Origin of the sequence: Kluyvera georgiana ATCC 51603, from assembly GCF_001654985.1 — a bacterium.
In the GTDB taxonomy this organism is placed as follows: Bacteria; Pseudomonadota; Gammaproteobacteria; order Enterobacterales; family Enterobacteriaceae; genus Kluyvera; species Kluyvera georgiana.
On record NZ_LXEU01000080.1, the window covers coordinates 1 to 24,700 of the forward strand.

General features: G+C 54.3%; 25 protein-coding genes and 1 pseudogene. 14 read left to right on the forward strand and 12 right to left on the reverse strand.

Annotated features, from left to right (window positions below; all coding sequences use genetic code 11):
- Nucleotides 1–170, reverse strand: a pseudogene (locus tag M989_RS26315) (Fe(3+)-siderophore ABC transporter permease); the annotation flags it as partial.
- 111 nt (nucleotides 171–281) lie between these two features.
- On the opposite strand from M989_RS26315, the gene entS reads away from it, so the two are divergent.
- Nucleotides 282–1,520, forward strand: coding sequence for an enterobactin transporter EntS (entS, locus tag M989_RS19900; RefSeq protein ID WP_064548188.1), 1,239 nt, complete (start codon nucleotides 282–284; stop codon nucleotides 1,518–1,520).
- A 100-nt stretch (nucleotides 1,521–1,620) separates the two neighbouring features.
- On the opposite strand, the gene fepB is transcribed toward entS, so the two are convergent.
- Nucleotides 1,621–2,580, reverse strand: a complete 960-nt coding sequence (gene fepB, locus M989_RS19905) for a Fe2+-enterobactin ABC transporter substrate-binding protein (protein ID WP_064548190.1) — start codon at nucleotides 2,578–2,580, stop codon at nucleotides 1,621–1,623.
- Between the two features lie 232 nt (nucleotides 2,581–2,812).
- Between fepB and entC the strand changes: the two genes are divergently transcribed.
- From entC to entH, 5 genes are read left to right on the forward strand one after another with little or no spacing between them, the layout of a single operon-like run.
- Complete coding sequence (entC, locus tag M989_RS19910; protein ID WP_064548191.1) at nucleotides 2,813–3,994, forward strand: isochorismate synthase EntC; 1,182 nt, start codon at nucleotides 2,813–2,815, stop codon at nucleotides 3,992–3,994.
- 9 nt (nucleotides 3,995–4,003) lie between these two features.
- Nucleotides 4,004–5,614, forward strand: coding sequence for a (2,3-dihydroxybenzoyl)adenylate synthase EntE (gene entE, locus M989_RS19915; protein WP_064548193.1), 1,611 nt, complete (start codon nucleotides 4,004–4,006; stop codon nucleotides 5,612–5,614).
- Between the two features lie 13 nt (nucleotides 5,615–5,627).
- Nucleotides 5,628–6,482: an isochorismatase gene (locus tag M989_RS19920; protein WP_064548195.1), complete on the forward strand. Its 855-nt coding sequence runs from the start codon at nucleotides 5,628–5,630 to the stop codon at nucleotides 6,480–6,482.
- Nucleotides 6,482–7,237, forward strand: coding sequence for a 2,3-dihydro-2,3-dihydroxybenzoate dehydrogenase EntA (gene entA, locus M989_RS19925; protein ID WP_064548197.1), 756 nt, complete (start codon nucleotides 6,482–6,484; stop codon nucleotides 7,235–7,237). Before M989_RS19920 ends, entA begins: the two co-directional genes overlap by 1 nt.
- Before the next feature lies 1 nt (nucleotide 7,238).
- Complete coding sequence (gene entH / locus M989_RS19930) at nucleotides 7,239–7,652, forward strand: proofreading thioesterase EntH (RefSeq protein WP_064548199.1); 414 nt, start codon at nucleotides 7,239–7,241, stop codon at nucleotides 7,650–7,652.
- A gap of 62 nt (nucleotides 7,653–7,714) precedes the next feature.
- Here entH and M989_RS25915 read toward each other — a convergent pair whose 3' ends face one another.
- Together M989_RS25915 and M989_RS25705 are read right to left on the reverse strand one after the other, a co-directional pair.
- Nucleotides 7,715–7,861: a hypothetical protein gene (locus tag M989_RS25915; RefSeq protein WP_163447682.1), complete on the reverse strand. Its 147-nt coding sequence runs from the start codon at nucleotides 7,859–7,861 to the stop codon at nucleotides 7,715–7,717.
- The gene (locus M989_RS25705; RefSeq protein ID WP_064548201.1) at nucleotides 7,830–8,327 is read right to left on the reverse strand and encodes a hypothetical protein; all 498 of its coding nucleotides are present in this window, start codon (nucleotides 8,325–8,327) and stop codon (nucleotides 7,830–7,832) included. Before M989_RS25705 ends, M989_RS25915 begins: the two co-directional genes overlap by 32 nt.
- A gap of 309 nt (nucleotides 8,328–8,636) precedes the next feature.
- On the opposite strand from M989_RS25705, the gene cstA reads away from it, so the two are divergent.
- The 3 genes from cstA to M989_RS19950 all read left to right on the forward strand — a co-directional run bounded on the left by cstA (nucleotide 8,637) and on the right by M989_RS19950 (nucleotide 12,250).
- Nucleotides 8,637–10,742, forward strand: coding sequence for a pyruvate/proton symporter CstA (gene cstA / locus M989_RS19940; protein WP_064548203.1), 2,106 nt, complete (start codon nucleotides 8,637–8,639; stop codon nucleotides 10,740–10,742).
- A gap of 60 nt (nucleotides 10,743–10,802) precedes the next feature.
- Nucleotides 10,803–11,000, forward strand: a complete 198-nt coding sequence (locus tag M989_RS19945) for a YbdD/YjiX family protein (protein ID WP_014169079.1) — start codon at nucleotides 10,803–10,805, stop codon at nucleotides 10,998–11,000.
- Nucleotides 11,001–11,089: 89 nt separating this feature from the next.
- On the forward strand, nucleotides 11,090–12,250 hold the full coding sequence (locus M989_RS19950; protein WP_064548204.1) for a pyridoxal phosphate-dependent aminotransferase: 1,161 nt from the start codon (nucleotides 11,090–11,092) through the stop codon (nucleotides 12,248–12,250).
- Here M989_RS19950 and M989_RS19955 read toward each other — a convergent pair whose 3' ends face one another.
- The 3 genes from M989_RS19955 to citR form a co-directional block, all read right to left on the reverse strand.
- Entirely contained in the window at nucleotides 12,251–12,877 is a 627-nt protein-coding gene (locus M989_RS19955; protein ID WP_064548206.1) for an IbrB-like domain-containing protein, read from the reverse strand. It abuts the gene before it with no gap.
- Nucleotides 12,862–14,085, reverse strand: a complete 1,224-nt coding sequence (locus M989_RS19960; RefSeq protein ID WP_064548208.1) for a phosphoadenosine phosphosulfate reductase — start codon at nucleotides 14,083–14,085, stop codon at nucleotides 12,862–12,864. Before M989_RS19960 ends, M989_RS19955 begins: the two co-directional genes overlap by 16 nt.
- A 133-nt stretch (nucleotides 14,086–14,218) precedes the next feature.
- Nucleotides 14,219–15,115, reverse strand: coding sequence for a DNA-binding transcriptional repressor CitR (gene citR, locus M989_RS19965; RefSeq protein WP_064548210.1), 897 nt, complete (start codon nucleotides 15,113–15,115; stop codon nucleotides 14,219–14,221).
- 745 nt (nucleotides 15,116–15,860) lie between these two features.
- Here citR and ahpC point away from each other — a divergent pair.
- Entirely contained in the window at nucleotides 15,861–16,424 is a 564-nt protein-coding gene (ahpC, locus tag M989_RS19970) for an alkyl hydroperoxide reductase subunit C (protein WP_004859485.1), read from the forward strand.
- Nucleotides 16,425–16,603: 179 nt separating this feature from the next.
- Nucleotides 16,604–18,169 carry an alkyl hydroperoxide reductase subunit F gene (gene ahpF, locus M989_RS19975; RefSeq protein WP_064548212.1) on the forward strand — a complete coding sequence of 522 codons (1,566 nt, stop codon included), beginning with the start codon at nucleotides 16,604–16,606 and terminating at the stop codon, nucleotides 18,167–18,169.
- A gap of 69 nt (nucleotides 18,170–18,238) precedes the next feature.
- On the opposite strand, the gene uspG is transcribed toward ahpF, so the two are convergent.
- Nucleotides 18,239–18,667 (reverse strand): universal stress protein UspG, encoded by a 429-nt coding sequence (gene uspG / locus M989_RS19980; RefSeq protein ID WP_064548214.1) that lies wholly within the window; start codon nucleotides 18,665–18,667, stop codon nucleotides 18,239–18,241.
- A gap of 163 nt (nucleotides 18,668–18,830) precedes the next feature.
- Complete coding sequence (gene rnk / locus M989_RS19985; RefSeq protein WP_064548216.1) at nucleotides 18,831–19,241, reverse strand: nucleoside diphosphate kinase regulator; 411 nt, start codon at nucleotides 19,239–19,241, stop codon at nucleotides 18,831–18,833.
- Between the two features lie 309 nt (nucleotides 19,242–19,550).
- Between rnk and M989_RS19990 the strand changes: the two genes are divergently transcribed.
- Nucleotides 19,551–20,306, forward strand: a complete 756-nt coding sequence (locus M989_RS19990) for an alpha/beta fold hydrolase (protein WP_245191276.1) — start codon at nucleotides 19,551–19,553, stop codon at nucleotides 20,304–20,306.
- Between the two features lie 33 nt (nucleotides 20,307–20,339).
- Here M989_RS19990 and rna read toward each other — a convergent pair whose 3' ends face one another.
- Together rna and dcuC are read right to left on the reverse strand one after the other, a co-directional pair.
- Nucleotides 20,340–21,140 (reverse strand): ribonuclease I, encoded by an 801-nt coding sequence (rna, locus tag M989_RS19995; RefSeq protein ID WP_064548218.1) that lies wholly within the window; start codon nucleotides 21,138–21,140, stop codon nucleotides 20,340–20,342.
- A gap of 93 nt (nucleotides 21,141–21,233) precedes the next feature.
- Entirely contained in the window at nucleotides 21,234–22,604 is a 1,371-nt protein-coding gene (dcuC, locus tag M989_RS20000) for an anaerobic C4-dicarboxylate transporter DcuC (RefSeq protein WP_064548220.1), read from the reverse strand.
- A 652-nt stretch (nucleotides 22,605–23,256) separates the two neighbouring features.
- Here dcuC and pagP point away from each other — a divergent pair.
- On the forward strand, nucleotides 23,257–23,832 hold the full coding sequence (gene pagP, locus M989_RS20005; RefSeq protein WP_064548222.1) for a lipid IV(A) palmitoyltransferase PagP: 576 nt from the start codon (nucleotides 23,257–23,259) through the stop codon (nucleotides 23,830–23,832).
- Between the two features lie 162 nt (nucleotides 23,833–23,994).
- Nucleotides 23,995–24,204, forward strand: coding sequence for a transcription antiterminator/RNA stability regulator CspE (cspE, locus tag M989_RS20010; protein WP_000034825.1), 210 nt, complete (start codon nucleotides 23,995–23,997; stop codon nucleotides 24,202–24,204).
- Between the two features lie 60 nt (nucleotides 24,205–24,264).
- On the opposite strand, the gene crcB is transcribed toward cspE, so the two are convergent.
- Nucleotides 24,265–24,648 (reverse strand): fluoride efflux transporter CrcB, encoded by a 384-nt coding sequence (crcB, locus tag M989_RS20015; protein WP_064548224.1) that lies wholly within the window; start codon nucleotides 24,646–24,648, stop codon nucleotides 24,265–24,267.
- Between the last annotated feature and the right edge of the window lie 52 nt (nucleotides 24,649–24,700).

Consider the following 24,700-nt stretch of genomic DNA (forward strand, 5'->3'; position numbering starts at 1 on the left):
AGGACGATAGTGCAATCGGCGCTATGGCAGGTACCGCTCAGCGCATCGACGACAACGGAAACCGGCAGCGGCGTCGCGCCGATCAACAAGCTTAGCGTCGCGGCGAGGAACAGCAGCAATAGCAGACCGGGCAGCGCAACGGCGCGCAACGCGGCGGTGGAAAACGACATAGCAACATCCCTGACTTGATAATGATAGTGATTATCGTTATCTATCTTATTCGTTTATGTTAGCATGAGCGACCTCGAAAAGGGTACGAAAAAAAAGCTCAAGGTCTTGTAATGAACCGACAATCCTGGCTGCTGAATCTGAGCCTGCTAAAAACACATCCGGCCTTCCGCGCCGTCTTTATTGCCCGTTTTATCTCCATTTTGTCGCTTGGCCTGCTTGGGGTCGCCGTTCCGGTGCAAATCCAGATGATGACCCACTCCACCTGGCAGGTGGGGCTGTCGGTGACGCTCACCGGCGGGGCGATGTTCGTCGGGCTGATGGTGGGCGGCGTGCTGGCCGACCGCTATGAGCGCCGTAAACTGATTTTGCTGGCGCGCGGCACCTGCGGCGTTGGTTTTATTGGCCTGTGGCTAAACGCGCTGCTGCCGGAGCCGTCACTGCTGGCTATCTATTTGCTCGGGCTGTGGGACGGTTTCTTCGCCTCGATCGGCGTCACGGCGCTGCTGGCGGCGACGCCGGCGCTGGTGGGGCGCGAAAACCTGATGCAGGCAGGGGCGATCACCATGCTGACGGTGCGCCTGGGATCGGTGATTTCACCGATGGTTGGCGGCCTGTTGCTGGCTTCCGGCGGCGTGTCGTGGAACTACCTGCTGGCGGCGCTGGGCACCTTTATTACCACCCTGACGCTGCTGCGTTTACCGTCGTTGCCACCGCCGCCGCAGCCGCGCGAACACCCGCTGTCGTCGCTGGCGGCGGGATTTCGCTTCCTGCTCGCGAGCCCGCTGATTGGCGGTATCGCGCTGCTGGGCGGGTTGCTCACCATGGCGAGCGCGGTACGTGTGCTTTATCCGGCGCTTGCCCTGGTCTGGCAGATGTCGGCTGCGCAGATTGGCTTGTTGTACGCGGCGATCCCGCTGGGGGCGGCCTTCGGCGCGTTAACCAGCGGCAGGCTGGCGCATAACGAGCGACCCGGCTGGATCATGCTGCTGGCGACCGTCGGCGCATTTATCGCCATTGGCCTGTTCGCCATGATGCCGTACTGGGCATTGGGTTTCGTCTGCCTGGCGCTGTTCGGCTGGCTGAGCGCGGTGAGCTCGCTGCTGCAATACACCCTGATTCAGACCCAGACGCCGGAGGCGATGCTGGGGCGGATTAACGGGCTGTGGACCGCGCAGAATGTCACCGGCGATGCCATTGGCGCGGCGCTGCTTGGCGGCTTGGGCGCGGTGCTGACGCCGGTGGCGTCGGCAAGCGTAAGCGGCTGGGGGCTGGCGATCGTTGGCGTGATATTGCTGTTGGTGCTGGGCGAGCTGCGGCGTTTTCGCCGTGAACTCACGGAGTCGACATAAACGTCGAGTCTTGAGGCCGGATGGCGCTAACGCTTATCCGGCCTACGGCTGTGCACGTTTGTAGGCCGGATAAGGCGAAGCCGCCATCCGGCGTTGGGCGCTAGCCAAATAAGGCCGCCAGACGCGCTAATACCCGCGTCGCGCTGTAGTAATCAAGGCGGAACGTCTCGCTGCCCAGCGCATACACACGCTTATTTTTAACCGCCGGAAGATGAGCCAGCAGCGGGTTAGCGTAAATCGCGTCGGCGTCTTTCTCGTCGCCAGCGAACAGGAACAGGCTTTCGCCGTTCAGGCCGGAAGCCAGGCTCTCACCACCAAGCTGAATAATGTCGTGGCGTTTGCCCTGGCTCTGGCTGGCATGCAGTCCCGGCGGCAACGTCGCGAGGGTAAAGCCAAGCTGCTGCAAGAACTGCCCCTGCGCCGATTCGCTGGTCCACAGGTTAGCACTGTGGGCCGCGGCGGTGTACACCAGCGCGCTGACCGGCTGCGGCGGCAGTTTAATTTGCTGCTTCACCGTCGCCAGCTGTTTATCAAATTCGGCAATACGCGCCGCCGCCTGCTGCTCGTTGCCGGTAATCCCGCCCAGTTGGGTCAGCAGCGCCTGCCAGCTCTTGTCGTCGTAGTTGATGATAAGCGTGGGGGCGATGGTGGAGAGCTGATCGTACAGCGCCAGCGCCGAATCGCCGCCGGTGGCGCTAATCAGAATCAGGTCCGGCATCTGCGCGGCCACCGCTTCGGCACTGGGTTCACCGATATACAGGCGGGTCACCTTACGGGCTTTGGCCACGTCGCCCCACTGGCGCAGGAAGCCCTGAGCATCGGCTACCCGGTTATTGGGCGTAGTGGCGCCGCTGGCGATCACCGGCGCGTCAATGGCCAGCAGCGAGCCGGTGAGGGTGACGCTGGTGGATACAATACGCATGGGCTTTTGTTCCAGCGTGTGTACGCCATGGCTGTCGGTAATCTGGCGCGGCCAGTCGGCGGCCTGCGCTGAGGAGAATCCTAAAACGCTGAAGCCAGCGATCAGCGCGGCAGTACGCCATAAAGCGGAGAGTTTCACAGAAATGCATCCCGGTTGCAGTTAGTTAATGCTTCTCATTTTCAACTATTGTCCACCCCGGATGCAAGCCCGGCACTGAACTGTTGAAAGCGCCATATGGGGTGGCGACATCGTTATTCAGCACAAGATGCTGCGTTGCGCTGTTGACATATGAAGCGTTTACTTTTAGGTTACCAAACCAAAATATAAATGATAATTATTCGTAATATCTTTATCGTTTTTGGAGAATGATATGGAAACGTCACTGGCTGCGGATGAACAAGAACAGCAGCATCGGGCCACGCTCTCAGCCGACCGCTTTTTCTTTATGTCGCCGTTCCGCAGTTTTACGACATCGGGTTGCTTCCAGCGTTTTACCTGCCCCGCAGAAGGGGGCGATGCGCCCGATAGCGCTTTTCAGCAAGGTTTAGCCTCGGCGTTCGCCGCAGCCAAAGCCGCCGGGATCGCCAATCCGGTGATGGTGGGGGCGATTCCGTTTGATACCCTCCAGCCGTCTGCGTTGTTCATTCCTGAGCGCAGTGAACCCTTCTCGCGCACCGCAAAACAGCACACCTCGCGCTATCACGCGTCTCGCGAACCGATGGCCGTGACCGCGCGTCAGGAAATTCCGCAACATCCCGTTTTCCTCGATATGGTTGCCCGCTCGGCGGCGCTGACGGCGACACCGCAGGTCGATAAAGTGGTGCTTTCCCGCCTGATTGATATTACCGCCGCGCAGTCGCTGGACAGCGGCGCGCTGCTGGAACGCCTGGTTGCGCAAAACCCGGCAAGCTTCAACTTCCATGTCCCGCTGCCGGACGGTGGAGTGCTGCTGGGGGCGAGCCCGGAACTGTTGCTGCGTAAAGAGGGCGATCGTTTCAGTTCGCTGCCGCTGGCGGGTTCGGCGCGTCGTCAGCCGGATGAGCTGCTGGATCGTGAAGCGGGTAACCGTCTGCTGGCATCGGAAAAAGACCGCCATGAACACGAGCTGGTGACCCAGTCGATGCAACGTACGCTGGCGCCGCGCAGCCTGCAACTGACGCTGCCGCAGACGCCGCAGCTGATTACCACGCCGACGCTGTGGCATCTGGCTACGCCAATTGAAGGGCAGGCGAAAGCGGCGGAAAACGCCCTGACGCTGGCTTGCCTGCTGCACCCGACGCCTGCGCTGAGTGGCTTCCCGCATCAGGTGGCGAAACAGGTGATTGCCGAACTGGAACCGTTTGACCGCGATCTGTTTGGCGGCATTGTGGGCTGGTGTGATGCCGAAGGAAACGGCGAGTGGGTGGTGACGATTCGCTGCGCGCGCGTGAAGGCCAACCGCGTGCGCCTGTTTGCCGGGGCGGGCATCGTGCCCGCCTCATCGCCGGAGTCCGAATGGCGCGAAACCGGCGTCAAACTCTCGACCATGCTGAACGTGTTCGGCCTGCATTAAGGAATCAGAATGACCGTAGAATTTACCCGCTGGCCGGATGCGCTTGCGGCGCGCTATCGTGAAAAAGGCTACTGGCAGGATCTGCTGCTCACCGACATGGTGACGCGTCACGCCGAAAGTGACGCGATTGCGGTTATCGACGGCGAACGTCAGATAAGCTACCGCGCGCTGAATCAGGCCATCGACAATCTGGCCGCGACGCTGCAAAACCAGGGGCTGAAGCGCGGCGAAACGGCGCTGGTGCAGCTGGGCAATATCGCCGAGTTTTACATCACCTTATTCGCATTGTTGAAGATTGGCGTTGCGCCAGTCAACGCGTTGTTCAGCCATCAGCGTAGCGAGCTGAATGCTTATGCCGAGCAGATCTCTCCCGCAGTCCTGATTGCCGATCGCGGGCACGCGCTGTTTGCCGACGATACCTTCCTCAATCATTTCTGCGCGCAGCATCGTTCTTTACGCGTCGTACTGCTACGCAATGGTGAAGGTGAATACGCGCTGGAATCGGCGATGGCTCGCCCGGCGATGGGCTTCACGCCGACGCCAACCGCCGCTGACGAAGTGGCCTTTTTTCAGCTTTCCGGCGGCAGTACCGGCACGCCGAAGCTTATCCCCCGCACCCATAACGATTATTACTACAGCATTCGCCGCAGTAATGAAGTGTGTCGCTTTGATGCCACGACGCGCTATCTGTGCGCTATTCCGTCAGCGCATAACTACGCCATGAGTTCACCTGGCGCGTTGGGCGTTTTCCTCGCAGAGGGGACGGTGGTGCTGGCGACGGACCCGAGCGCGACGCTGTGCTTCCCGCTGATTGAGAAACACCAGATTAACGTCGCGGCGCTGGTGCCCCCAGCGGTCAGCCTGTGGCTACAGGCCATTGCCGAGGGGGCCGGTAACGCTCAACTCCGTTCGCTCACGCTGCTACAGGTGGGCGGCGCGCGTCTGTCCGCCACGCTGGCGGCGCGTATCCCGGCAGAGATTGGCTGCCAGCTCCAGCAGGTGTTCGGCATGGCGGAAGGGCTGGTGAACTACACCCGTCTTGACGATACGTTGGAAAAAATCCTCAACACCCAGGGTTACCCGATGTGCCCTGACGATGAAGTGTGGGTGGCGGACGAAGAGGGCAATCCGCTGCCGCGCGGTGAAGTGGGACGCCTGATGACGCGCGGCCCGTATACCTTCCGCGGCTACTACAAAAGTCCTCAGCATAACGCCAGCGCGTTTGATGCCGATGGTTTCTACTGTTCCGGCGACCTGATCTCGATTGATGAGGAGGGTTACATCACCGTGCAGGGCCGTGAAAAAGATCAGATTAACCGCGGCGGCGAGAAGATTGCCGCGGAAGAGATTGAAAACCTGCTGCTGCGTCACGAGGCGGTGGTCCATGCGGCGTTGGTCAGCATGGAAGACACCCTGCTGGGCGAGAAAAGCTGCGCGTATCTGGTGGCGAAAGAACCGCTGCGCGCGGTGCAGGTCCGTCGCTTCCTGCGCGAACAGGGCGTGGCTGAATTTAAGCTGCCGGATCGCGTGGAGTGCGTGGATGAACTGCCGCTGACCCACGTCGGCAAAGTGGATAAAAAACAATTGCGTCAGTGGCTGGCTAGCCGCTCGCAGGCCTGAAGGAGAGAACAACATGGCAATTCCGAAACTGCAGGGCTACGCGCTGCCGACCGCGATGGACATCCCGGAAAACAAGGTGAACTGGGCGTTTGAACCGGCGCGCGCGGCGCTGCTGATTCACGATATGCAGGAGTATTTCCTCAACTTCTGGGGCGAAGACAGCGAAATGATGGACACGGTGGTGGCCAACATCGCCGCGCTGCGCGATTTCTGCAAGAAAAACGGGATTCCGATCTATTACACCGCGCAGCCAAAAGAGCAGAGCGACGAAGACCGCGCGCTGCTTAACGACATGTGGGGGCCGGGCCTGACCCGCTCGCCGGAGCAGCAGCGGGTAATTGCCGCGCTGGCGCCGGACGACCAGGATACCGTGCTGGTGAAGTGGCGCTACAGCGCATTTCATCGCTCGCCGCTGGAGCAGATGCTCAAAGAGACTGGCCGTAACCAGTTGATCATCACCGGCGTGTACGCGCACATCGGCTGTATGACCACCGCCACCGACGCCTTTATGCGCGATATTAAGCCTTTCTTCGTCGCCGACGCGCTGGCGGACTTCAGCCGCGATGAGCATCTGATGTCGCTGAAATATGTCGCCGGGCGCAGCGGTCGCGTGGTGATGACCGACGAATTGCTGCCCTCGGTTCCCGCCAGCAAAGAGGCGCTACGCGCGTTGGTGCTGCCGCTGCTGGATGAGTCTGACGAGCCGTTCGACGACGATAACCTGATTGATTACGGGCTCGACTCCGTACGCATGATGGCGCTGGCGGCACGCTGGCGTAAAGTACACGGCGACATCGACTTCGTGATGCTGGCGAAAAATCCGAGCATTGACGCCTGGTGGGCGCTGCTTTCCCGCGAGGTGAAATAATGACTGGCTTTGATTTTCGCGGCCAGACCGTGTGGGTGACCGGGGCGGGGAAAGGCATTGGCTATAGCACCGCGCTGGCTTTCGTTGCAGCAGGCGCGCAGGTGACGGGGTTCGATTTAGCTTTCGACGGTGAAGATTACCCGTTTGCGACCGAGGTGCTGGATGTGGCCGATGCGCAGCAGGTGGCGCAGGTGTGTGAACGCCTGTTGGCAGGCGCTGAGCGTCTGGACGTGCTGGTGAACGCGGCGGGGATTTTGCGCATGGGGGCGACGGATGCGCTCAGTCAGGCCGACTGGCAGCAGACCTTTGCCGTCAATGTCGGCGGCGCGTTTAATTTATTCCAGAATACGATGGCGCAGTTTCGCCGTCAGAAGGGCGGGGCAATTGTCACCGTGGCGTCAGACGCCGCACACACGCCGCGCATCGGCATGAGCGCCTACGGTGCCTCCAAGGCGGCGCTGAAAAGCCTGGCGCTGACCGTGGGGTTAGAGCTGGCGAGCGCGGGGGTGCGCTGTAATATCGTCTCACCGGGTTCGACCGATACCGACATGCAGCGTGTGCTGTGGGTCAGTGATGATGCGGAGCAGCAAAGGATCCGTGGGTTTGCCGAGCAGTTTAAGCTGGGCATTCCGCTGGGCAAAATTGCTCATCCGCAGGAAATTGCCAGCACTATTCTGTTCCTCGCCTCCCACAGCGCCAGCCATATCACGCTGCAGGATATTGTGGTGGACGGCGGTTCGACGCTGGGGGCATAGGATGATCTGGAAACGTCATTTAACGCTTGATGAGCTGAACGCGACCAGCGATAACACCCTGGTGGCGCATTTAGGGATTATCTATACCCATATCGGTGACGATAGTCTGGAAGCGGTAATGCCGGTGGATAGCCGTACCCATCAGCCTTTTGGCCTGCTGCACGGCGGCGCGTCGGCGGCACTGGCAGAGACGCTAGGCTCGATGGCTGGTTTTCTGATGACTCGTGAGGGCCAGTGCGTGGTGGGCACCGAGCTGAATGCTTCCCACCATCGCCCGGTATCGCAAGGACAGGTGCGCGCAGTGTGTCAGCCGTTGCACCTGGGGCGGCAGAGCCAGAGCTGGGAAATTGTCGTTTTTGACGAGCAAGGGCGGCGCTGCTGTACCTGCCGGCTGGGAACGGCGGTGCTGGGGTAGACGGGACGTCATGGGCAGGACATTAAAAAACCCGTCGTGGCGGGTTTCAGAATGTTGTTGCGTTAAGCAACCGATGCTGCCTGACGCTTATGTACTGAGCCTTCACGTGTTGCGCGATCGAAGGAGGCTTTAATCTGGCGCATGGCTTCAACTTTGCGCTCTGCAACCGTCATTTTTTTAAGTGTTGAAACATCTGGTTTTGAATGCATAACCACGCCCCTCTACTCCAACATTCTGGATTAATTCGTATACTACATCACCAGGTACAGTCTGTAAAATACGGTCATAGTACCGCTTGAGCTTATCATTCTCAGCGATAGCAAGATAAGCTTTTGCCCTATAGGTGGCATAGTGCAGTTGAATGATTGCCTTCAGCGCTTCGGCGAGTTCGTTCGCAAACCCAAAACGTCTGGAGCATTCACCAGGTAAAGGCGGTGCATAGAAGTCCCCGCTCTCAAAATTCACTTGTCTGTCAAATTTCACATCATAACAATCGGCAGGCAGCACAAACCCGACTTCTTCATTACGGAACTGATGATACTCCTCGTCGCTGACGTCAATAGGGCTAAAAATCAGGATAAAATGATGATGTTGCACCGAAAACTTAAACAGATGCGCGAGCAAGCCATTATCGAGCCGAAACTCATCAAACTGCGTTGATAGATAAAGAGGCATCTTATTGTTTTTTGTATCAAAGAATGGCTTATTTTATCGGGGCCATGGCTTTAGAACTGTAAGGTATTAATGCGCCAGGACGTGTCCAGTTCCGTACTCAAGAATTCTGGCCTCTCTTTTTCAATCTCTTAGAGCTCACTTTTTCCTCCCGGGGATTCAGCCATTTTCTCTTGTTAAGTGATCCCGTTAACAATGTGATGTAAATGTCGGGTTCTGTTCCTGTTCAGATTGGTTTCAAGGTTGTTAAATCATACGTGTTGCTACGGACACAAAATGTAACATCCTCTGCTACTGATACGGAAAATAACGATGAACAATTCAGGGAAATACCTTATATGGGCATTGCTCTCCATTGTCGGAGCCTTTGCCCTTGGCTATATCGCCCTCAACCGGGGGGAACAGATAAACGCGCTGTGGATAGTCGTCGCGGCGGTCTGTGTTTATCTTATCGCCTATCGTTTTTACGGCCTGTATATCGCCAAAAACGTGCTGCAGGTTGACCCAACGCGCATGACGCCAGCGGTGCGTCATAACGACGGTCTCGACTATGTGCCGACGGACAAAAAAGTGCTGTTTGGTCACCACTTTGCGGCGATTGCCGGGGCCGGACCTCTGGTCGGCCCGGTGCTGGCGGCACAGATGGGCTATCTGCCGGGGATGATCTGGCTGTTAGCCGGGGTCGTATTGGCCGGTGCGGTTCAGGACTTTATGGTGCTGTTTGTCTCCACTCGTCGCGACGGGCGTTCACTGGGTGAGCTGGTGAGAGAGGAGATGGGGCCGACGGCAGGGGGGATTGCACTGATTGCCACCTTTATGATCATGGTGATCATTCTGGCGGTGCTGGCGATGATCGTGGTGAAAGCGCTGACCCACAGCCCGTGGGGGACTTACACCGTGGCCTTTACCATTCCACTGGCGCTGTTTATGGGGATTTACATTCGCTATCTGCGCCCGGGGCGCATTGGCGAGGTGTCGGTGATTGGCCTGGTGCTGCTGGTCTTTGCCATTATTTCCGGCGGCTGGGTTGCCGAGAGCGAGACCTGGGCACCGTGGTTTGACTATACCGGCGTGCAGTTAACCTGGATGCTGGTGGGTTACGGTTTTGTGGCCTCGGTACTGCCGGTATGGCTGCTGCTGGCGCCGCGTGACTACCTCTCAACCTTCCTGAAAATCGGTACCATCGTCGGACTGGCGATCGGCATTCTGATTATGCGTCCTACCCTGACCATGCCTGCGCTGACCAAGTTTGTCGACGGCACCGGCCCGGTGTGGACCGGCGATCTGTTCCCGTTCCTGTTTATCACCATCGCCTGTGGCGCGGTGTCAGGTTTCCACGCGCTGATCGCCTCCGGCACCACGCCGAAGATGCTGGCGAACGAAGGTCAGGCATGCTTTATCGGCTATGGCGGGATGTTGATGGAATCCTTTGTGGCGATTATGGCGCTGGTTTCCGCCTGTATTATCGACCCGGGCGTCTACTTTGCGATGAACAGCCCAATGGCGATGCTGGCACCGGCCGGTACCGCAGACGTGGTGGCCTCGGCGGCGCAGGTGGTGAGCTCCTGGGGCTTTGCGGTAACGCCCGATCTGCTGCATCAGATTGCCAACGAAGTGGGTGAGCAGTCGATTATCTCCCGTGCGGGCGGTGCGCCAACTCTGGCGGTGGGGATGGCCTATATCCTCCACGGTGCGCTGGGCGGCTTGATGGACGTGTCGTTCTGGTATCACTTTGCCATTCTGTTTGAAGCGCTGTTTATCCTGACGGCGGTGGATGCCGGGACCCGTGCGGCGCGCTTTATGCTGCAAGACCTGCTGGGGGTGATCAATCCGGGGCTGAAACGCACCGATTCGCTGCCGGCTAACCTGCTGGCCACGGCGCTGTGCGTGCTGGCCTGGGGTTACTTCCTTCATCAGGGCGTGGTGGATCCGCTGGGCGGTATCAATACCCTGTGGCCGCTGTTTGGTATCGCCAACCAGATGCTGGCAGGTATGGCGCTGATGCTGTGCGCGGTGGTACTGTTCAAGATGAAACGTCAGCGCTACGCGTGGGTTGCGCTGGTGCCGACGTCGTGGCTGCTGGTATGTACGCTGGTGGCGGGCTGGCAGAAATCGTTCAGCGAGGATACGCGCGTGGGCTTCCTGGCAATTGCCAATAAGTTCCAGGCGATGATCGACAGCGGTAACATTCCGCCGCAGTACACCGAATCGCAGCTTGCGCAGTTGGTATTTAACAACCGTCTTGATGCGGGTCTGACCATCTTCTTTATGGTGGTGGTCGTGGTGTTGGCGCTGTTCTCGCTGAAAACCGCGCTGGCGGCGCTGAAAGAGGACAAACCGACGTCAAAAGAAACGCCGTATGAGCCGATGCCGGCGGATGCGGATAACCTGGTTGCTCAGGCGAAACGCGCGCATTAATGTCATCTGTAACCCGGCCGAGCATGGCGACGCCGGGTTAACCTGATAAGGACAACAACGATGTTTGATACGCTTTCAAAAGCTGGAAAATACCTCGGCCAGGCGGCTAAGATGATGATTGGCGTACCGGATTACGACAACTACGTCGAGCATATGCGCGTTAATCACCCGGATCAGACGCCGATGACCTATGAAGCTTTTTTCCGCGACCGCCAGGATGCGCGCTACGGCGGGAAGGGTGGCGCAAAGTGCTGTTAAAAGTTTTAGACATCTAAACGTCTTGATTGCCAAGCTCGTTGGCCGTGTTATAGTGATTTGACATCGGTTTTACGAGCGGCAGACGACGAATGACAACAACGCAACTCATCCCCCAGAGCAAACTCCCCAACCTCGGCACCACTATTTTCACCCAGATGAGCGCCCTGGCGCAGCAGCATCAGGCTATCAACTTGTCTCAGGGTTTTCCCGATTTTGACGGCCCAGCGTATCTGCAACAGCGGCTCGCGGATCATGTGGCGAGCGGCGCGAATCAGTACGCTCCGATGACCGGCGCGCTGGCGTTACGAGAAGCGATCGCCGAGAAAACCGCCGCGCTGTATGGCCACACGCCTGACGTTAACAGCGACATTACGGTGACTGCAGGGGCCACGGAAGCGCTGTATGCCGCGATTACCGCACTGGTGCGCGACGGTGACGAGGTGATTTGTTTTGACCCGAGCTACGATAGCTATGCGCCGGCGGTGGAACTGTCCGGCGGCGTGGTGAAACGTATCGCGCTACAGCCGCCGCATTTTCGCGTGGACTGGCAGACGTTTGCTACGCAGCTGAGCGAGAAGACACGGCTGGTCATCCTCAATACACCGCATAACCCGTCGGCCACCGTCTGGCAGGCGACGGATTTTGAAGCACTGTGGCAGGCTATCGCCGAACGCGAGATTTATGTGCTAAGCGATGAAGTGTATGAGCACATCTGCTTTGCCGAAGACGGACACGCCAGCGTGCTGGCGCATCCGGCGCTTCGTGAACGTGCGGTCGCGGTGTCGTCGTTTGGTAAAACCTATCATATGACCGGTTGGAAGGTGGGTTACTGCGTAGCGCCAGCGCCTATCAGTGCGGAACTGCGGAAAGTGCATCAGTATTTGACCTTCGCGGTGAACACGCCAGCACAGCTGGCGCTGGCGGATATGCTGCGCACGCAGCCGGAGCACTACCGCCAACTGCCGGAATTTTATCAGGCACGGCGTGACCTGTTTGTTGATGCTCTCAGCCAGAGTCGCCTGAAGCTGCTGCCGTGTGAAGGCACTTACTTCCTGCTGGCTGACTACAGCGCGATTTCCGATCTGGATGATGTGAGCTTCTGCCGCTGGTTAACGACGGAAGTGGGTGTGGCGGCGATTCCGCTGTCGGTCTTTTGCGCCGCGCCGTTCCCGCATAGGCTGATTCGTCTGTGCTTCGCTAAACAGGAGGCAACGCTGCTGGCCGCCGCTGAGCGTCTTTGCCGACTGTAGCTATTTCACCGTCCAGGCCTGTGAGAACTGGCGATTGCCGAACATTTCACACAGGCCGTTAATCTGCTTCAGGCGCAGAATTTCGTCCGCATCCATACCCAGTTCCTGCCCCATTTTTTCATCGCTCCAGCCAAGTTGGCTCAGTTCGCGCACGATATCAGACATGGCGCTAATCTGGTGTCGCCCGCGCGCGCGGTTATGGCGCACGGTAGCGGCCATGCGTGAGGGGAGTGAATCGTCACACTTTTCCAGCTGGGTGATGGGCAGGTAGCCGTGAAAACGCTTTTTCAGCGTCGTTTTGGACTGTGACAGCAGGTGGCGATGGAAGCCGTCGACGATTTCATAATGACTTTCTTTTTTCTCAATGACCACGATAGGCTGGGTGAAACCGTCGGCCTCCAGTGATTTGGTCAGCAGACGTTTTTCCTGCGGCGCCATATTGTTAGGGTTGTAGTCGTTTGGCGAAATTTGCTCTTCTTTTACCCATAGCACGCAGTCGATAGGCTGATCTTTAAACGGGCTTTCGGCGTGTAAGGCCTGACGGAACTGGTTAATGGCATCGATTTTGTCATCCGGTGCGAGATGCTGCAGATAGTCTCGCAGCTGATTTATTAGTGTTTGTCGCATAAGATTCCCCATTGCTGACGCTTTTGTTCCATACGCGCGCGATAGCGCTGATAGTGATTTGCTTTGGTCGGGCTAAAGGAGAGCATTCGGCACCAATAGTCATTGTTTAACAGTACTTTGCATATCCTTCGCCACGATGGAATGTCCTTTGAACCCAAATCTTTTTCCTGTTCGTCAGGGATATCTTCCCAACCCTGTTTTTGATACCAGTGAAGGTAGACGGCAATTTTGTTGCGATAATGGTCGGCGGTGGTTTGCGGCATGCTGTGGAGTAGAAAATGCGCGTAGCTTCGCCAGCTGTAGTTTGCCGGTTTCTCGAGTTTACGGTGGCCGTAAAACTGGTTGTCTTGCCCGGCATAAACGCCGCCGCTGTGTACGCCGCTGACCCGTTGACACATATCGGCCCAACGCTCCGGTTCCAGCACGTGATAGAGCCAGAGTCCCTGACGCTGTTCTGGCCCAAAGGGTTCGCAGATGCGCATGTAGCGCAATGGAACCCCTGCTTGATACATCAGGTTGTAGAGAGGGTTATACGGCTGCTGGGTTTTGGCGAACCATGTCCAGATATCGGCAGTTTTCCAGTCGTAGATAGGGTAAACGTACCAGGCGTGGTTGCCCGGTGCGACGGTTGTCCAGGGTTTATCATCGGCAAAGCGACGTTTCCGCTGGGAGGCAATCGTCAAAAAGCGGTTATAAGATTCGTCGGCACGGATCCCGACCATCACCGCTGCCGGGCGCTGCTGCGAGAACCATTCGGCGAACTTTTGCACGAACAGTTCAAAGGTCATTCCCGATTCATAAAAAGAGAAAAAGGCAGGATCGGTAATCGCATCGGATGGCGGTTGTCTGACCCATTTTGCACCAGGCTCCCAGCATTGCCATTCCGGCTGAAATTGGGTCAGTGAGTTTTGCGTGGTAAGCGGTAGAGCCACCCAGTAAAAGTTCTCAATCACGTCCTGGTATTGTTGGCGTAATTTCTCACAGTGGTTAATGGTGTAAGAGAATTGCGCTTCCCAATCAATAAACAGGACGCTAATTTTGTGTCCACGTTGTCGGGCAAGTTGTGCGGTTAAATGCAACATCACCGTTGAATCTTTTCCACCCGAAAATGAAACGCAAACGCGAGAGAAATTATCTAATGTCCAGATAATACGGTCGTGAGTCGCTTCCAGGACCGATTGCGTGAGCGGGAGTTTTACCATGGACATACGCCGCCATCCTTGAATACCTGTTCTATTAATAGAATCTTATATCATACAATAATATGAGTGATACTCACGAGAGTAATTTTTTCCTTTTTTGGAGCTATTTTTAATACAGGCTTTTTATAATAATTATAAATTATGACTCTAGTTTTTTTATTACCCTGATGAATGCTTCTGAATTTAACGAGGCACGATTATAGCACACATAAATGGACACTTTGGGTAATGGTTTTGGAAGCGTAATCTCTTTCAGCCGCAGTGAGGCCCTTAACATTGTAAAATAAGGCTGCGGCACGATACCTATTAAATCAGCCTGGTATATTGCATTCATAACAGATATAAAAGATGATGATCGAAATGCGCAATTGCGTTCGACCATAAAACTCTCATTATCGTGCTGGTTACGTTTTATCCACGAATCCTGAACATCGTAATAGGTAAATTTTTCCTGGAGTATCTCCTCGTACGTCGCGTGACTCCCCAGCCGCGGGTGGTCCTCCCGGCATATTAACACCGTATCAGCATCGTAAAATTTCTCGCACACTAGCGCGCGATTGTAGATTTGTGACGTGGTAAAAACGATATCCGCTTTGCGATAGTGCAGCAGGTTTTCTGCCGAATCGTTAATACTCGTGTAATCATGATATTCAATCTGGAGATCTGGCTCGGCCAGAAGCGCATTAATAAAGTTGGCAAGTTCGGGGGTTGAAAAGAGCTGTGGGCCGTAAATGATAAATTTTTTGTCAAGGTCCGCACTGGTCATCATATTGATCGTCTGTTCTAACTGATTAAGATTTTTTGACAGATGCTGGTGTAGATTAACGGCAATCGTTGTAGGCGTGATCCCTTTTCCGGCGCGGACAAATAACGGGTCGTTTAATTGCGAACGCAGCCGCTGGAGTGATTGACTCACCGCCGAAGGGGTAATAAAGAGCATTTCAGCCGCTTTGCTGATGCTAAGATGTTGATAAATACACTCGAAAATAACCAGTAAGTTAAGGTCGAATCTTTTCAGATCATAGAGGTTTGCCATTTTGCATCCTTTCTAAATGAGTAAGGGTATTCATTACCCCATCGCCACAATCTATGTGTTCGAGAAACTAAAATATATCTTAAATTCTACTAAAAATAAATCATGATTGTGTAGTTAGCGGGCAATCAATTTTTTTCATATATTTAAAATATAAATCTTGTTTGTTTTACTGATAAATAGTATGTATAGACACCTTAATCTTAACACGGTTTATTATTTTAGATAACGGCTCTTTTATACAGAGAATAAATGAGAGGTCTTCGTAACATGCTATCTTTTATTGTTATTCGTAGGATTATACGGTTATAGGCATAGGATACGGTAGTGGTAAAGAAACCTGTTAGATAGAAAATATCCGTAAAATCAGTTTGTTGTGTAGATTCTACGGTGTAGCCTATCACAATCATAGACAGGACCTACCGTGTGTTAATTGCCCTTTGCAGGCTGGAGTGATGTAATCAAAACGCTGTTACAACCTTTGTTAGGGTATGTAGAGCGCAACACTACGCCAGCCTGGCTGGCGCTGAACTCACCTGCGGGGGATTCAGGTAATCGGGCCGCCTTTGTTGCGGCCTTTTTACGTTAAGGGATGAGCGTTTAGTGCTTATCCCTGAACACAGGTTCACAAAGTTGTCTTGTTCCGGTTGTTAGATAACGCTTATTGATTTGATAATGTAAACGCATTGGTCGAATCAGGAATTATTCGTTAACTTAGACCTCAACGAAAACACGGAGGAAGTACTCGATGTCTTTAATTAATACTAAAATCAAACCTTTCAAAAACCAGGCGTTCAAAAACGGTGAGTTCATCGAAGTCACTGAGAAAGATACCGAAGGTCGCTGGAGCGTCTTCTTCTTCTACCCGGCTGATTTCACCTTCGTATGCCCGACCGAACTGGGCGACGTTGCAGACCATTACGAAGAACTGCAGAAACTGGGCGTGGACGTGTACTCTGTGTCTACCGACACTCACTTCACTCACAAAGCATGGCACAGCAGCTCTGACACCATCGCGAAAATCAAATACGCGATGATCGGTGACCCGACTGGCGCCCTGACCCGTAACTTCGACAATATGCGTGAAGATGAAGGTCTGGCTGACCGTGCGACCTTCGTTGTTGACCCGCAGGGCATCATCCAGGCTATCGAAGTTACCGCTGAAGGTATCGGCCGTGACGCTTCTGATCTGCTGCGTAAAATCAAAGCGGCTCAGTACGTTGCTTCTCACCCAGGCGAAGTATGCCCGGCTAAATGGAAAGAAGGCGAAGCGACTCTGGCTCCATCTCTGGACCTGGTTGGTAAAATCTAAATTTCCATCGTCTTTCGCGCCGCAGCGCCTTGCTGTGACGCGAAAGACTCAGGAAATGGCCCCCTTTAAAAACGGGTGCATCAGCACCCGAATTTCTTATTAGCGTCCATGATGCAAGCGCATTCAGGCTGCCGCGTGAGGCCGCTTGCATGATGATGTTTTAAGCCCAGGAGATAACAATGCTCGACACCAACATGAAAACCCAGCTCAAGGCCTATCTTGAGAAGCTGACCAAACCTGTTGAGCTGATTGCCACGCTGGATGACAGCGCTAAATCGGCAGAGATCAAGGAACTGTTGGCTGAAATTGCTGAACTGTCAGACAAAGTCACCTTTAAAGAAGACAATACCCTTGCGGTGCGTAAGCCGTCGTTTCTGATCACCAATCCAGGTTCCCATCAGGGGCCGCGTTTTGCTGGTTCACCGCTGGGCCACGAGTTCACCTCGCTGGTGCTGGCGCTGCTGTGGACCGGTGGTCACCCGTCGAAAGAAGCGCAGTCTCTGCTGGAGCAGATTCGTGATATTGACGGTGATTTTGATTTTGAAACCTACTACTCGCTGTCGTGCCACAACTGCCCGGATGTGGTACAGGCGCTGAATCTGATGTCGGTGCTAAACCCGCGCATCAAGCATACCGCGATCGATGGCGGTACTTTCCAGAACGAAATCACCGATCGTAACGTGATGGGCGTTCCGGCAGTTTATGTCAACGGCCAGGAGTTCGGTCAGGGTCGTATGACGCTGGCGGAAATCGTCGCAAAAGTAGATACCGGGGCGGAAAAACGCGCAGCGGAAGAGCTGAGTAAACGCGATGCGTATGAGGTGCTGATTGTCGGTTCCGGCCCGTCCGGCGCGGCAGCGGCCGTTTACTCGGCGCGTAAAGGGATTCGTACCGGCCTGATGGGCGAGCGCTTTGGCGGCCAGGTGCTGGATACCGTCGATATTGAGAACTATATCTCCGTACCGAAGACCGAAGGTCAGAAGCTGGCGGGCGCGCTGAAGGCGCACGTGAGCGAATATGATGTGGACGTGATTGATTCCCAGAGCGCGGCTAAGCTGGTGCCCGCCTCCGTTGAAGGCGGCCTGCATCAGATTGAAACCGCCTCCGGCGCGGTGCTGAAAGCGCGTAGCATTATTATCGCGACCGGCGCTAAGTGGCGTAACATGAACGTACCGGGTGAAGATCAGTATCGTACTAAGGGCGTCACCTACTGCCCGCACTGCGACGGCCCGCTGTTTAAGGGCAAACGCGTAGCGGTGATCGGCGGCGGCAACTCCGGCGTAGAAGCCGCAATCGACCTGGCGGGCGTGGTTGAACACGTTACCCTGTTGGAGTTTGCTCCAGAAATGAAAGCGGACCAGGTACTGCAGGATAAAGTGCGCAGCCTGAAGAACGTGGACATCATCCTGAATGCGCAAACTACTGAAGTGAAAGGCGACGGCACCAAAGTCACCGGTTTGCAGTATCGTGACCGCGTGAGCGGCGATGAGCACCATGTGGCGCTGGCCGGGATCTTCGTGCAGATTGGTCTGCTGCCGAATACCACCTGGCTGGAGGGCGCAGTTGAGCGTAACCGGATGGGCGAAATCATCATCGATGCGAAATGCGAGACCAACGTTAAAGGCGTATTCGCCGCGGGTGACTGTACTACCGTGCCTTACAAACAGATTATTATCGCCGCTGGCGAAGGTGCGAAAGCGTCACTGAGCGCTTTCGATTATCTGATTCGCACCAAAACTGCATAAAAAAGAAGACAATGCCTGCAATGTCAAAGGCCACCGAAAGGTGGCCTTTTTTTGCGGATTACGCCGGGATCAGCGGACAACGAGTACCGGAATGTGTGCGTGGCGAATCACGCTGGAAGCGTTGGAACCGAGAAGGTGCGTACTGATAGATGGGTTACGCGAACCAATCACCACCATATCGGCGCCCAGTTCTTCAGCCAGCTCATTTACCGCATCGCGGACGCTACCCAGACGAACGTGTAGCTTGATGCGGGAAGGGTCGAGCGTGAAGTGGCTGACCATGGTGGTCAGGCGACTTTCAGCTTCCTGCTGAAGATGTTCCTCAAACCGGCGTAGATCGGCTGCAAAACGGCTCATGGTGTAGCTGGCGGATGCGGGCAATACGTGCAGCAGATGGATAATGCCATCCTGCTGGGCCAAAAACTCCGCGTGACGAATCGCTTTGTCACTCAACTCCATCTCAAAAACATCAACTGGCATAATGATTGTTTTGTACATAGGCTCCTCCTTGTCTTTGTAGAACAATCAAAACACATAATTCGTTTTGAATATGTCATTCAGTTCGCAAAATAGTTTATCGAAGAGAAGGGAGTTGTAAAGTTTGGTCAGACAGGGCAGAAAGAGGATGCCTGGCACCCTCTTAACTTAATACCGCGTGGAATTAAAGATGAAATTCGCCGGCAGCTTCCGGCTGATACAGCAGCTCGAGGACTTCCAGGTGGGTTGAGGCGCCGCCCGGTAACTCCCAATGGATAGTGCTGCCTGCACGCAGGCCGAGCAGGGCCGCGCCAACCGGCGCCATCACCGAGAGCTGGCTAGTGCTATCGGTCATCTTCGCCGGGAAGACCAGCGTGCGGACGCGTTCTTCACCGGTGGTAAGATCGCGGAATCTGACCTGGCTATTCATACTGACTACGTCGTGCGGCATGTCCTCAGGGGCACACATCTGGGCTCGATCCAGTTCGTCGTTTAGCGCGCTCGCCACCGGGGAATTTGCGTAAGCAGGTTGCTCAAGCAGGCGGTCGATACGCTCGGCATCGAACTCATTAATAATGATGGCAGGTCTGGTCATTATTTACTCCATGTCTATCGATTATCCAAAAGAAAACCCTCACCGCCAGCGGCAAGGGTTCATCTCACCCCATCATACTGATCCTGGCGTCAGGTTTGAAGTGATGGAACGCACATTCGCAGATGGCAATACTCTTTGTTGTGTGAATTTTATGCGAAACACCTCGCAACTTATAAATCTGGATTATTCTTTTTAGGCTGCACCTGGCAGCGTCCTTCCAACACAGGAGATCGTATGAGCGGTTTCGATAAGCTGACCCTGAAAGATGGTAGTTATCTCTGGTTTAAAGATTAGGGGAGCGGGCAGCCTATTGTTTTTAGTCATGGCTGGCCGTTAACGTCTGATGCGTTTGAGGATCAGATGCTGTATCTGGGTTCGAAAGGGTATCGCGTCATTGCCCACGATAGACGAGGCCATGGGCGTTCGGCACAGCCCTGGGACGGGCATAATATGGATCAGTATGCCGACGATCTGGCGGAACTGACCGCGCATCTGAATCTAAAAGATGCGGTGCACGTGGGGCACTCTACCGGCGGCGGTGAAGTGGCTCACTACATTGGTCGTCATGGCACCAGCCGGGTGGCAAAAGCGGTACTGATTGGCGCGGTGACGCCGATTATGGTGAAAACGGATTTCAATCCCAATGGCGTGCCGCTTGAGGTGTTCGACGGTATTCGCAACGGCGTGGTGGAGGATCGCGGAGCCTTCTTTTACGAGCTATCGGCGGCGTTCTATGGCTACAATCGCGCGGGCGCAAAAGAGTCAAAAGCGGTACGTGAAGGGTTTGTTGAGCAAGGTCTACAAGGCTCTATCAAAGCGCTGTACGACTGTGTTAAAGCGTTTTCAGAAACCGATCTGCGTGACGATTTGCGTAAGATAACGGTACCGACATTGGTGATTCACGGCGATGACGACCAGATTGTGCCGTTTGAAACCTGTGGCAAGGTCGCAGCGGAAATCTTACCGAACGCGGAGTTGAAGGTTTATAAAGGCGGATCGCACGGGATCTGTACGACTCACAAACATCAGATCAACGACGATCTGCTGGCATTCATTCAGAAATAACGATGCGCAGCCCCCGCGAGCGGGGGCTTGGGATCAATAACCGTTTTGATCCACCACGAACTGTTTGCCGCAGTTGCCGGGATGCGGTTGTGGTAGCAGGGAAGCAGCGGTGAGCGGGTCGTTGATGCTGGCCGATTTAATGGCAATTTGCATTTCTGTCAGATAGGCCGGATTACCGTTACAGGTTAGCTTAACGGCTTTCACGTTCTCTTTGCCGAAGGCCGAAGCCACCGCACTGTCAAAGCTGGCGCGAGTGACGGTTTTACCGTAGTTGGCCGCGAGGAAGGTGCCGATAGCGCTCTGCTTCACTTCGCTATTCAGACGTACCATCGTACTGAAGTAGGTATCAGGGTCGAAGCCAAAACAGACGCCGTGTTTGGCGTATTCATAGCGCTCAAGACAGCTTTTTCCCCCGCTGCCAGGCATGACCTGGTTGAGCTTATTGGCCACTTCCAACGACAGACCGGTCTCTTCGGCGGCGCATTTACGGCTGGCTTTGGCTTCCGGCATATTGGGGATGGGGCGCGTGGCGCAACCGAAGCGCATCCAGCGATTATTATCGACCCCGCGTGAGGCGATCGACGCCGGCAGGCCAGGCCATAGGCCGTGAACCGTCAAGTAGTCGGCTTTGTTGACCGCTTCTTTTGGCTGCTGACATTCCAGTGGTTCTTTGCGATTTCTGTCGTGCTGACTCTGGCAAAAACCGGTTTGCCAGGAAAGAGCCAGCACATAACGATCGAAGTCACCATATTGTGTCGGTGCGAGAGGGGCGGCCTGTAGGCTGCCGGCGCAGAGCAACAGCGCGCATCCTGACACAATATTCTTCCTTAGCATTTTCCTGACTCCACGTTTTAAATCATTTAGTGACGTTATTACATAATAAAATAAGGCGCCCTCAGGCGCCTTATTTATTTCATCAATCAATGTTTACGCGGCGGCGCCGGGAACCAGAATTTCCGTGGCGATAATCACCACCAGCAGGCCGACAAGAACCGGTACCGAGGTACGTTTGACCACTTCGAACGGCGAGATTTTTGCCATCCCGGCGACCGCAACTACCACGCCGGAGACCGGGGAGATGGTACGACCCAGGTTGGAGGCCTGCAGCATCGGAATGGAGAGATATGCCGGGTTAATGCCGGAAGAGTGCGCCAGTTTTGGAATCATCTCGACGAAAGCGTAGAACGGCGCGTTACCGGAACCGGTGGTCATCGCGGCCAGCATGGTCAGCACCACCAGCACCAACATCAGGATAATGCTGGCGGATCCAAATGAGGTCGCAATAGAGATCAGGCTATTGATAAAACCGATAGTACTCAAGCCTTGCGCGAAAACACCGGCCGCAACCAACAGCATAACCACGCCAGCAAAGGCGTCGGCCATCCCGCGATAGGCGACTTCAAGGCCGGCAAATACGTTCTGGGTGTTAAAGCCACGACAGAATTCCAGCACGGCGGCCAGCAGCATGCAAATCACCAGAATGGCGATAATATGCAGTTCCGGGCCCCATTTACCGTCGAAAATCAGTACGCCAATAATTGGCGTGAACGGCAGAATGGCATAGAAACTTGGGGCCGTGGTGGTAATTTCGCTGACATCCAGCATCTCGTGCGAGATGTGTTCTTTCTTGTCCAGATAGCGCTGCCAGAAGAAATGGGCGATAGCCATCGCGATAATCGCGGCGATGGAGATCGGCAGCGTGGTTTTAAAAGCGAAATCGATTAACGGCATTTCAGCGGCCTTGGCGGCCAGCACGACGTCGCCGGAAGTCGGGGAGAGAATAATAGCGGCCGGGGAGGCACAAATAGCAGCCGCGGCGCCTCGGCTAATACCAACGTTAACCATCACCGGGAACAGCGTCGCCATCAGCAATACGCCAAGGCCGGTTGCCGAAGAGACGGCCAGCGACATCAGGCACGCCACAAAATAAGCGGCAATCATCAGTAAATACGGTGAGTTGATATATTGCAGCGGTTTTGATGCCAGCTTAACGACCATATCATTGGCGCCAATATGGGTCATATAAGCCGCAAAGCCACAGAGCATCATTATCATCATGCCGAGATCGCCGCCGCGGCTCATCAGCAGAATTTTAATATATTCAACGATGTCGGTGGCAGAGTAGCCGGTGCTGGTTGCGCTGCCTGGTAAAATCTTATGCCCCATCAACGCGCTGGCAATCAGTAGCAGCAGACCACCAACAAAAAGGACACCCGTTGCGGAATATCCTTTGATGATGTAGCGGGCAACGCCCACGATAACCACAACACCAATCAGGAGTTCAAAGAACGTTAACATTATTAACACCTATCGCCCAGTTATAAAAATTGATACAGAACAGCATCAAAAAGTAAGTGGTGAAATGTGCCGAAAAAAACGGCAAATTTAGCTGATGAAAATCAAAAAAGAGACTAATTCAAGATGATGATAATGCAATTTACACGATGTACTCACAAAGCGGAACATTGACGTAGCAGTAAGTATAGTGGATTGGTTGAATAATAAACAACAAAGGTAAATGAAATGTTGTTTTTTCAACAAGGTAGAGGCATAGGGATGGGGGAAGATACGGTGGTTGCGCCAGTGAGCTGAAGGGCATGCTTTTTATCACTCAGGATGAAATATTTAAAGTTATTAATTCCGTTGCGTTGGGCTTTAAATAATCTGGTAAGAAAATATCAGGAATATTAGTGGAATAATACGAGTTTTAATTTTGTTAATATTAAAAGCATAGACCGTTTTTCCCAAGTGCGCTAAAGATGTTTACAATTTACCTTATAAAAGATATTTATTCGCATTAAAAGCATGGCTTTGATTTGACGAGTATCTAAGAATATTCTAATTTATTGTTTGGCGGTGAAAAAACGACTATCGATTGGTACCGTTGCTCAGCTATTGAGTTTATCCTTGTTAGACTATTCTTAATGGATAATTTATTGGCAAGTCTATCGTGTTAAAACTAAATAAAATTTTCTCGCTATCGCTGATTTTCGCGGGGCTGTATGGTGCAGCGTATCCTGTCGAGGCCTCTTTTACGGAAACGATCAAAGATGGCTATAACACGTTGAGCAATAACATTGTGCAGACGTGGGATGAGCCACAGCACTACGATCTGTACGTGCCGGCTATCACCTGGCATGCGCGTTTTGCCTATGATAAAGAAAAAACCGACGAGTACAATGAGCGTCCCTGGGGGGCGGGGTTCGGCGTATCGCGCTGGGATGATAAAGGTAACTGGCACGGCATTTATCTGATGGCTTTTAAAGACTCCTTTAATAAATGGGAGCCTATCGGCGGTTACGGCTGGGAGAAAACCTGGCGTCCGCTGGCAGATGATAACTTCCGTCTTGGGCTGGGCTATACCGTTGGGGTAACCGCCCGCGATAACTGGAACTACATTCCGCTGCCGGTGGTGCTGCCGCTGGCCTCTATTGGCTATGGGCCGGCCACGTTCCAGATGACCTACATTCCAGGCACTTATAACAATGGTAATGTCTACTTTGCCTGGCTGCGTTTCCAGTTCTGATTACGGAGTCAGGAACCAGGGGCGGGATAATGTCAACCTGCAAATAAAAGTTAGCGACATTTATCACTTTTTAACGAACTTGGACTGGACAAAACGCACGACAATTGTTGTACTGTTAACTGACACAGATTAGTGTCGTTTTTTCATATAAAGGTAATTTTGATGTCTAAGATTAAAGGTAACGTTAAGTGGTTTAATGAGTCCAAAGGATTCGGTTTCATTACTCCGGAAGATGGCAGCAAAGACGTATTCGTACACTTCTCTGCAATCCAGACCAACGGTTTCAAAACTCTGGCTGAAGGTCAGCGCGTAGAGTTCGAAATCACTAACGGTGCCAAAGGCCCTTCTGCTGCTAACGTCATCGCTCTGTAAGCGAAAAATAGCAGTCAGAATTCAAAACCCGCTTAAATGCGGGTTTTTTTTATCATTCTTCTACCCCTGACTGCTGGCGCTGAACAGCCAGAACGCCAGGGCCGTCATGGCGAAAGAGCCAAACAGGTTCACTGCGACGTTCAGCAGCGCCCAACTGACCTTTCCCGCCTGTAAAAGGAATACCACTTCAGCCGAAAAGGTGGAAAAGGTGGTCAATCCGCCGCAGAAGCCGGTGGTGATTAACACTTTCCATACCGGGTCAATTTGCGGTAGCCGATTAAACCAGGCCAGACCCGCGCCGATAATAAATGCGCCAAGCAGGTTCGCCACCAGTGTTCCAATCGGCAGCGCATGGTGCAAAGGATTAAAGCGAAGGCCGAGCAGCCAGCGGGCAACGCTGCCGGTGCCGCCACCGATAAATACGGCCAACAAAAGTTGCGTCATGCGGATTTCCTGCCATTGTCAAAACATCATCCGAGTTTAACCCTGCCGGGCG

Coding starts and splice junctions, on each gene's coding strand:
- entS (WP_064548188.1), top strand. CDS start 282: ATGAACCGACAATCCTGGCTGCTGAATCTGAGCCTGCTAAAAACACAT.
- entC (WP_064548191.1), top strand. CDS start 2,813: ATGGAAACGTCACTGGCTGCGGATGAACAAGAACAGCAGCATCGGGCC.
- entE (WP_064548193.1), top strand. CDS start 4,004: ATGACCGTAGAATTTACCCGCTGGCCGGATGCGCTTGCGGCGCGCTAT.
- M989_RS19920 (WP_064548195.1), top strand. CDS start 5,628: ATGGCAATTCCGAAACTGCAGGGCTACGCGCTGCCGACCGCGATGGAC.
- entA (WP_064548197.1), top strand. CDS start 6,482: ATGACTGGCTTTGATTTTCGCGGCCAGACCGTGTGGGTGACCGGGGCG.
- entH (WP_064548199.1), top strand. CDS start 7,239: ATGATCTGGAAACGTCATTTAACGCTTGATGAGCTGAACGCGACCAGC.
- M989_RS25915 (WP_163447682.1), bottom strand. CDS start 7,861: ATGCATTCAAAACCAGATGTTTCAACACTTAAAAAAATGACGGTTGCA.
- M989_RS25705 (WP_064548201.1), bottom strand. CDS start 8,327: ATGCCTCTTTATCTATCAACGCAGTTTGATGAGTTTCGGCTCGATAAT.
- cstA (WP_064548203.1), top strand. CDS start 8,637: ATGAACAATTCAGGGAAATACCTTATATGGGCATTGCTCTCCATTGTC.
- M989_RS19945 (WP_014169079.1), top strand. CDS start 10,803: ATGTTTGATACGCTTTCAAAAGCTGGAAAATACCTCGGCCAGGCGGCT.
- M989_RS19950 (WP_064548204.1), top strand. CDS start 11,090: ATGACAACAACGCAACTCATCCCCCAGAGCAAACTCCCCAACCTCGGC.
- M989_RS19955 (WP_064548206.1), bottom strand. CDS start 12,877: ATGCGACAAACACTAATAAATCAGCTGCGAGACTATCTGCAGCATCTC.
- M989_RS19960 (WP_064548208.1), bottom strand. CDS start 14,085: ATGTCCATGGTAAAACTCCCGCTCACGCAATCGGTCCTGGAAGCGACT.
- citR (WP_064548210.1), bottom strand. CDS start 15,115: ATGGCAAACCTCTATGATCTGAAAAGATTCGACCTTAACTTACTGGTT.
- ahpC (WP_004859485.1), top strand. CDS start 15,861: ATGTCTTTAATTAATACTAAAATCAAACCTTTCAAAAACCAGGCGTTC.
- ahpF (WP_064548212.1), top strand. CDS start 16,604: ATGCTCGACACCAACATGAAAACCCAGCTCAAGGCCTATCTTGAGAAG.
- uspG (WP_064548214.1), bottom strand. CDS start 18,667: ATGTACAAAACAATCATTATGCCAGTTGATGTTTTTGAGATGGAGTTG.
- rnk (WP_064548216.1), bottom strand. CDS start 19,241: ATGACCAGACCTGCCATCATTATTAATGAGTTCGATGCCGAGCGTATC.
- rna (WP_064548218.1), bottom strand. CDS start 21,140: ATGCTAAGGAAGAATATTGTGTCAGGATGCGCGCTGTTGCTCTGCGCC.
- dcuC (WP_064548220.1), bottom strand. CDS start 22,604: ATGTTAACGTTCTTTGAACTCCTGATTGGTGTTGTGGTTATCGTGGGC.
- cspE (WP_000034825.1), top strand. CDS start 23,995: ATGTCTAAGATTAAAGGTAACGTTAAGTGGTTTAATGAGTCCAAAGGA.
- crcB (WP_064548224.1), bottom strand. CDS start 24,648: ATGACGCAACTTTTGTTGGCCGTATTTATCGGTGGCGGCACCGGCAGC.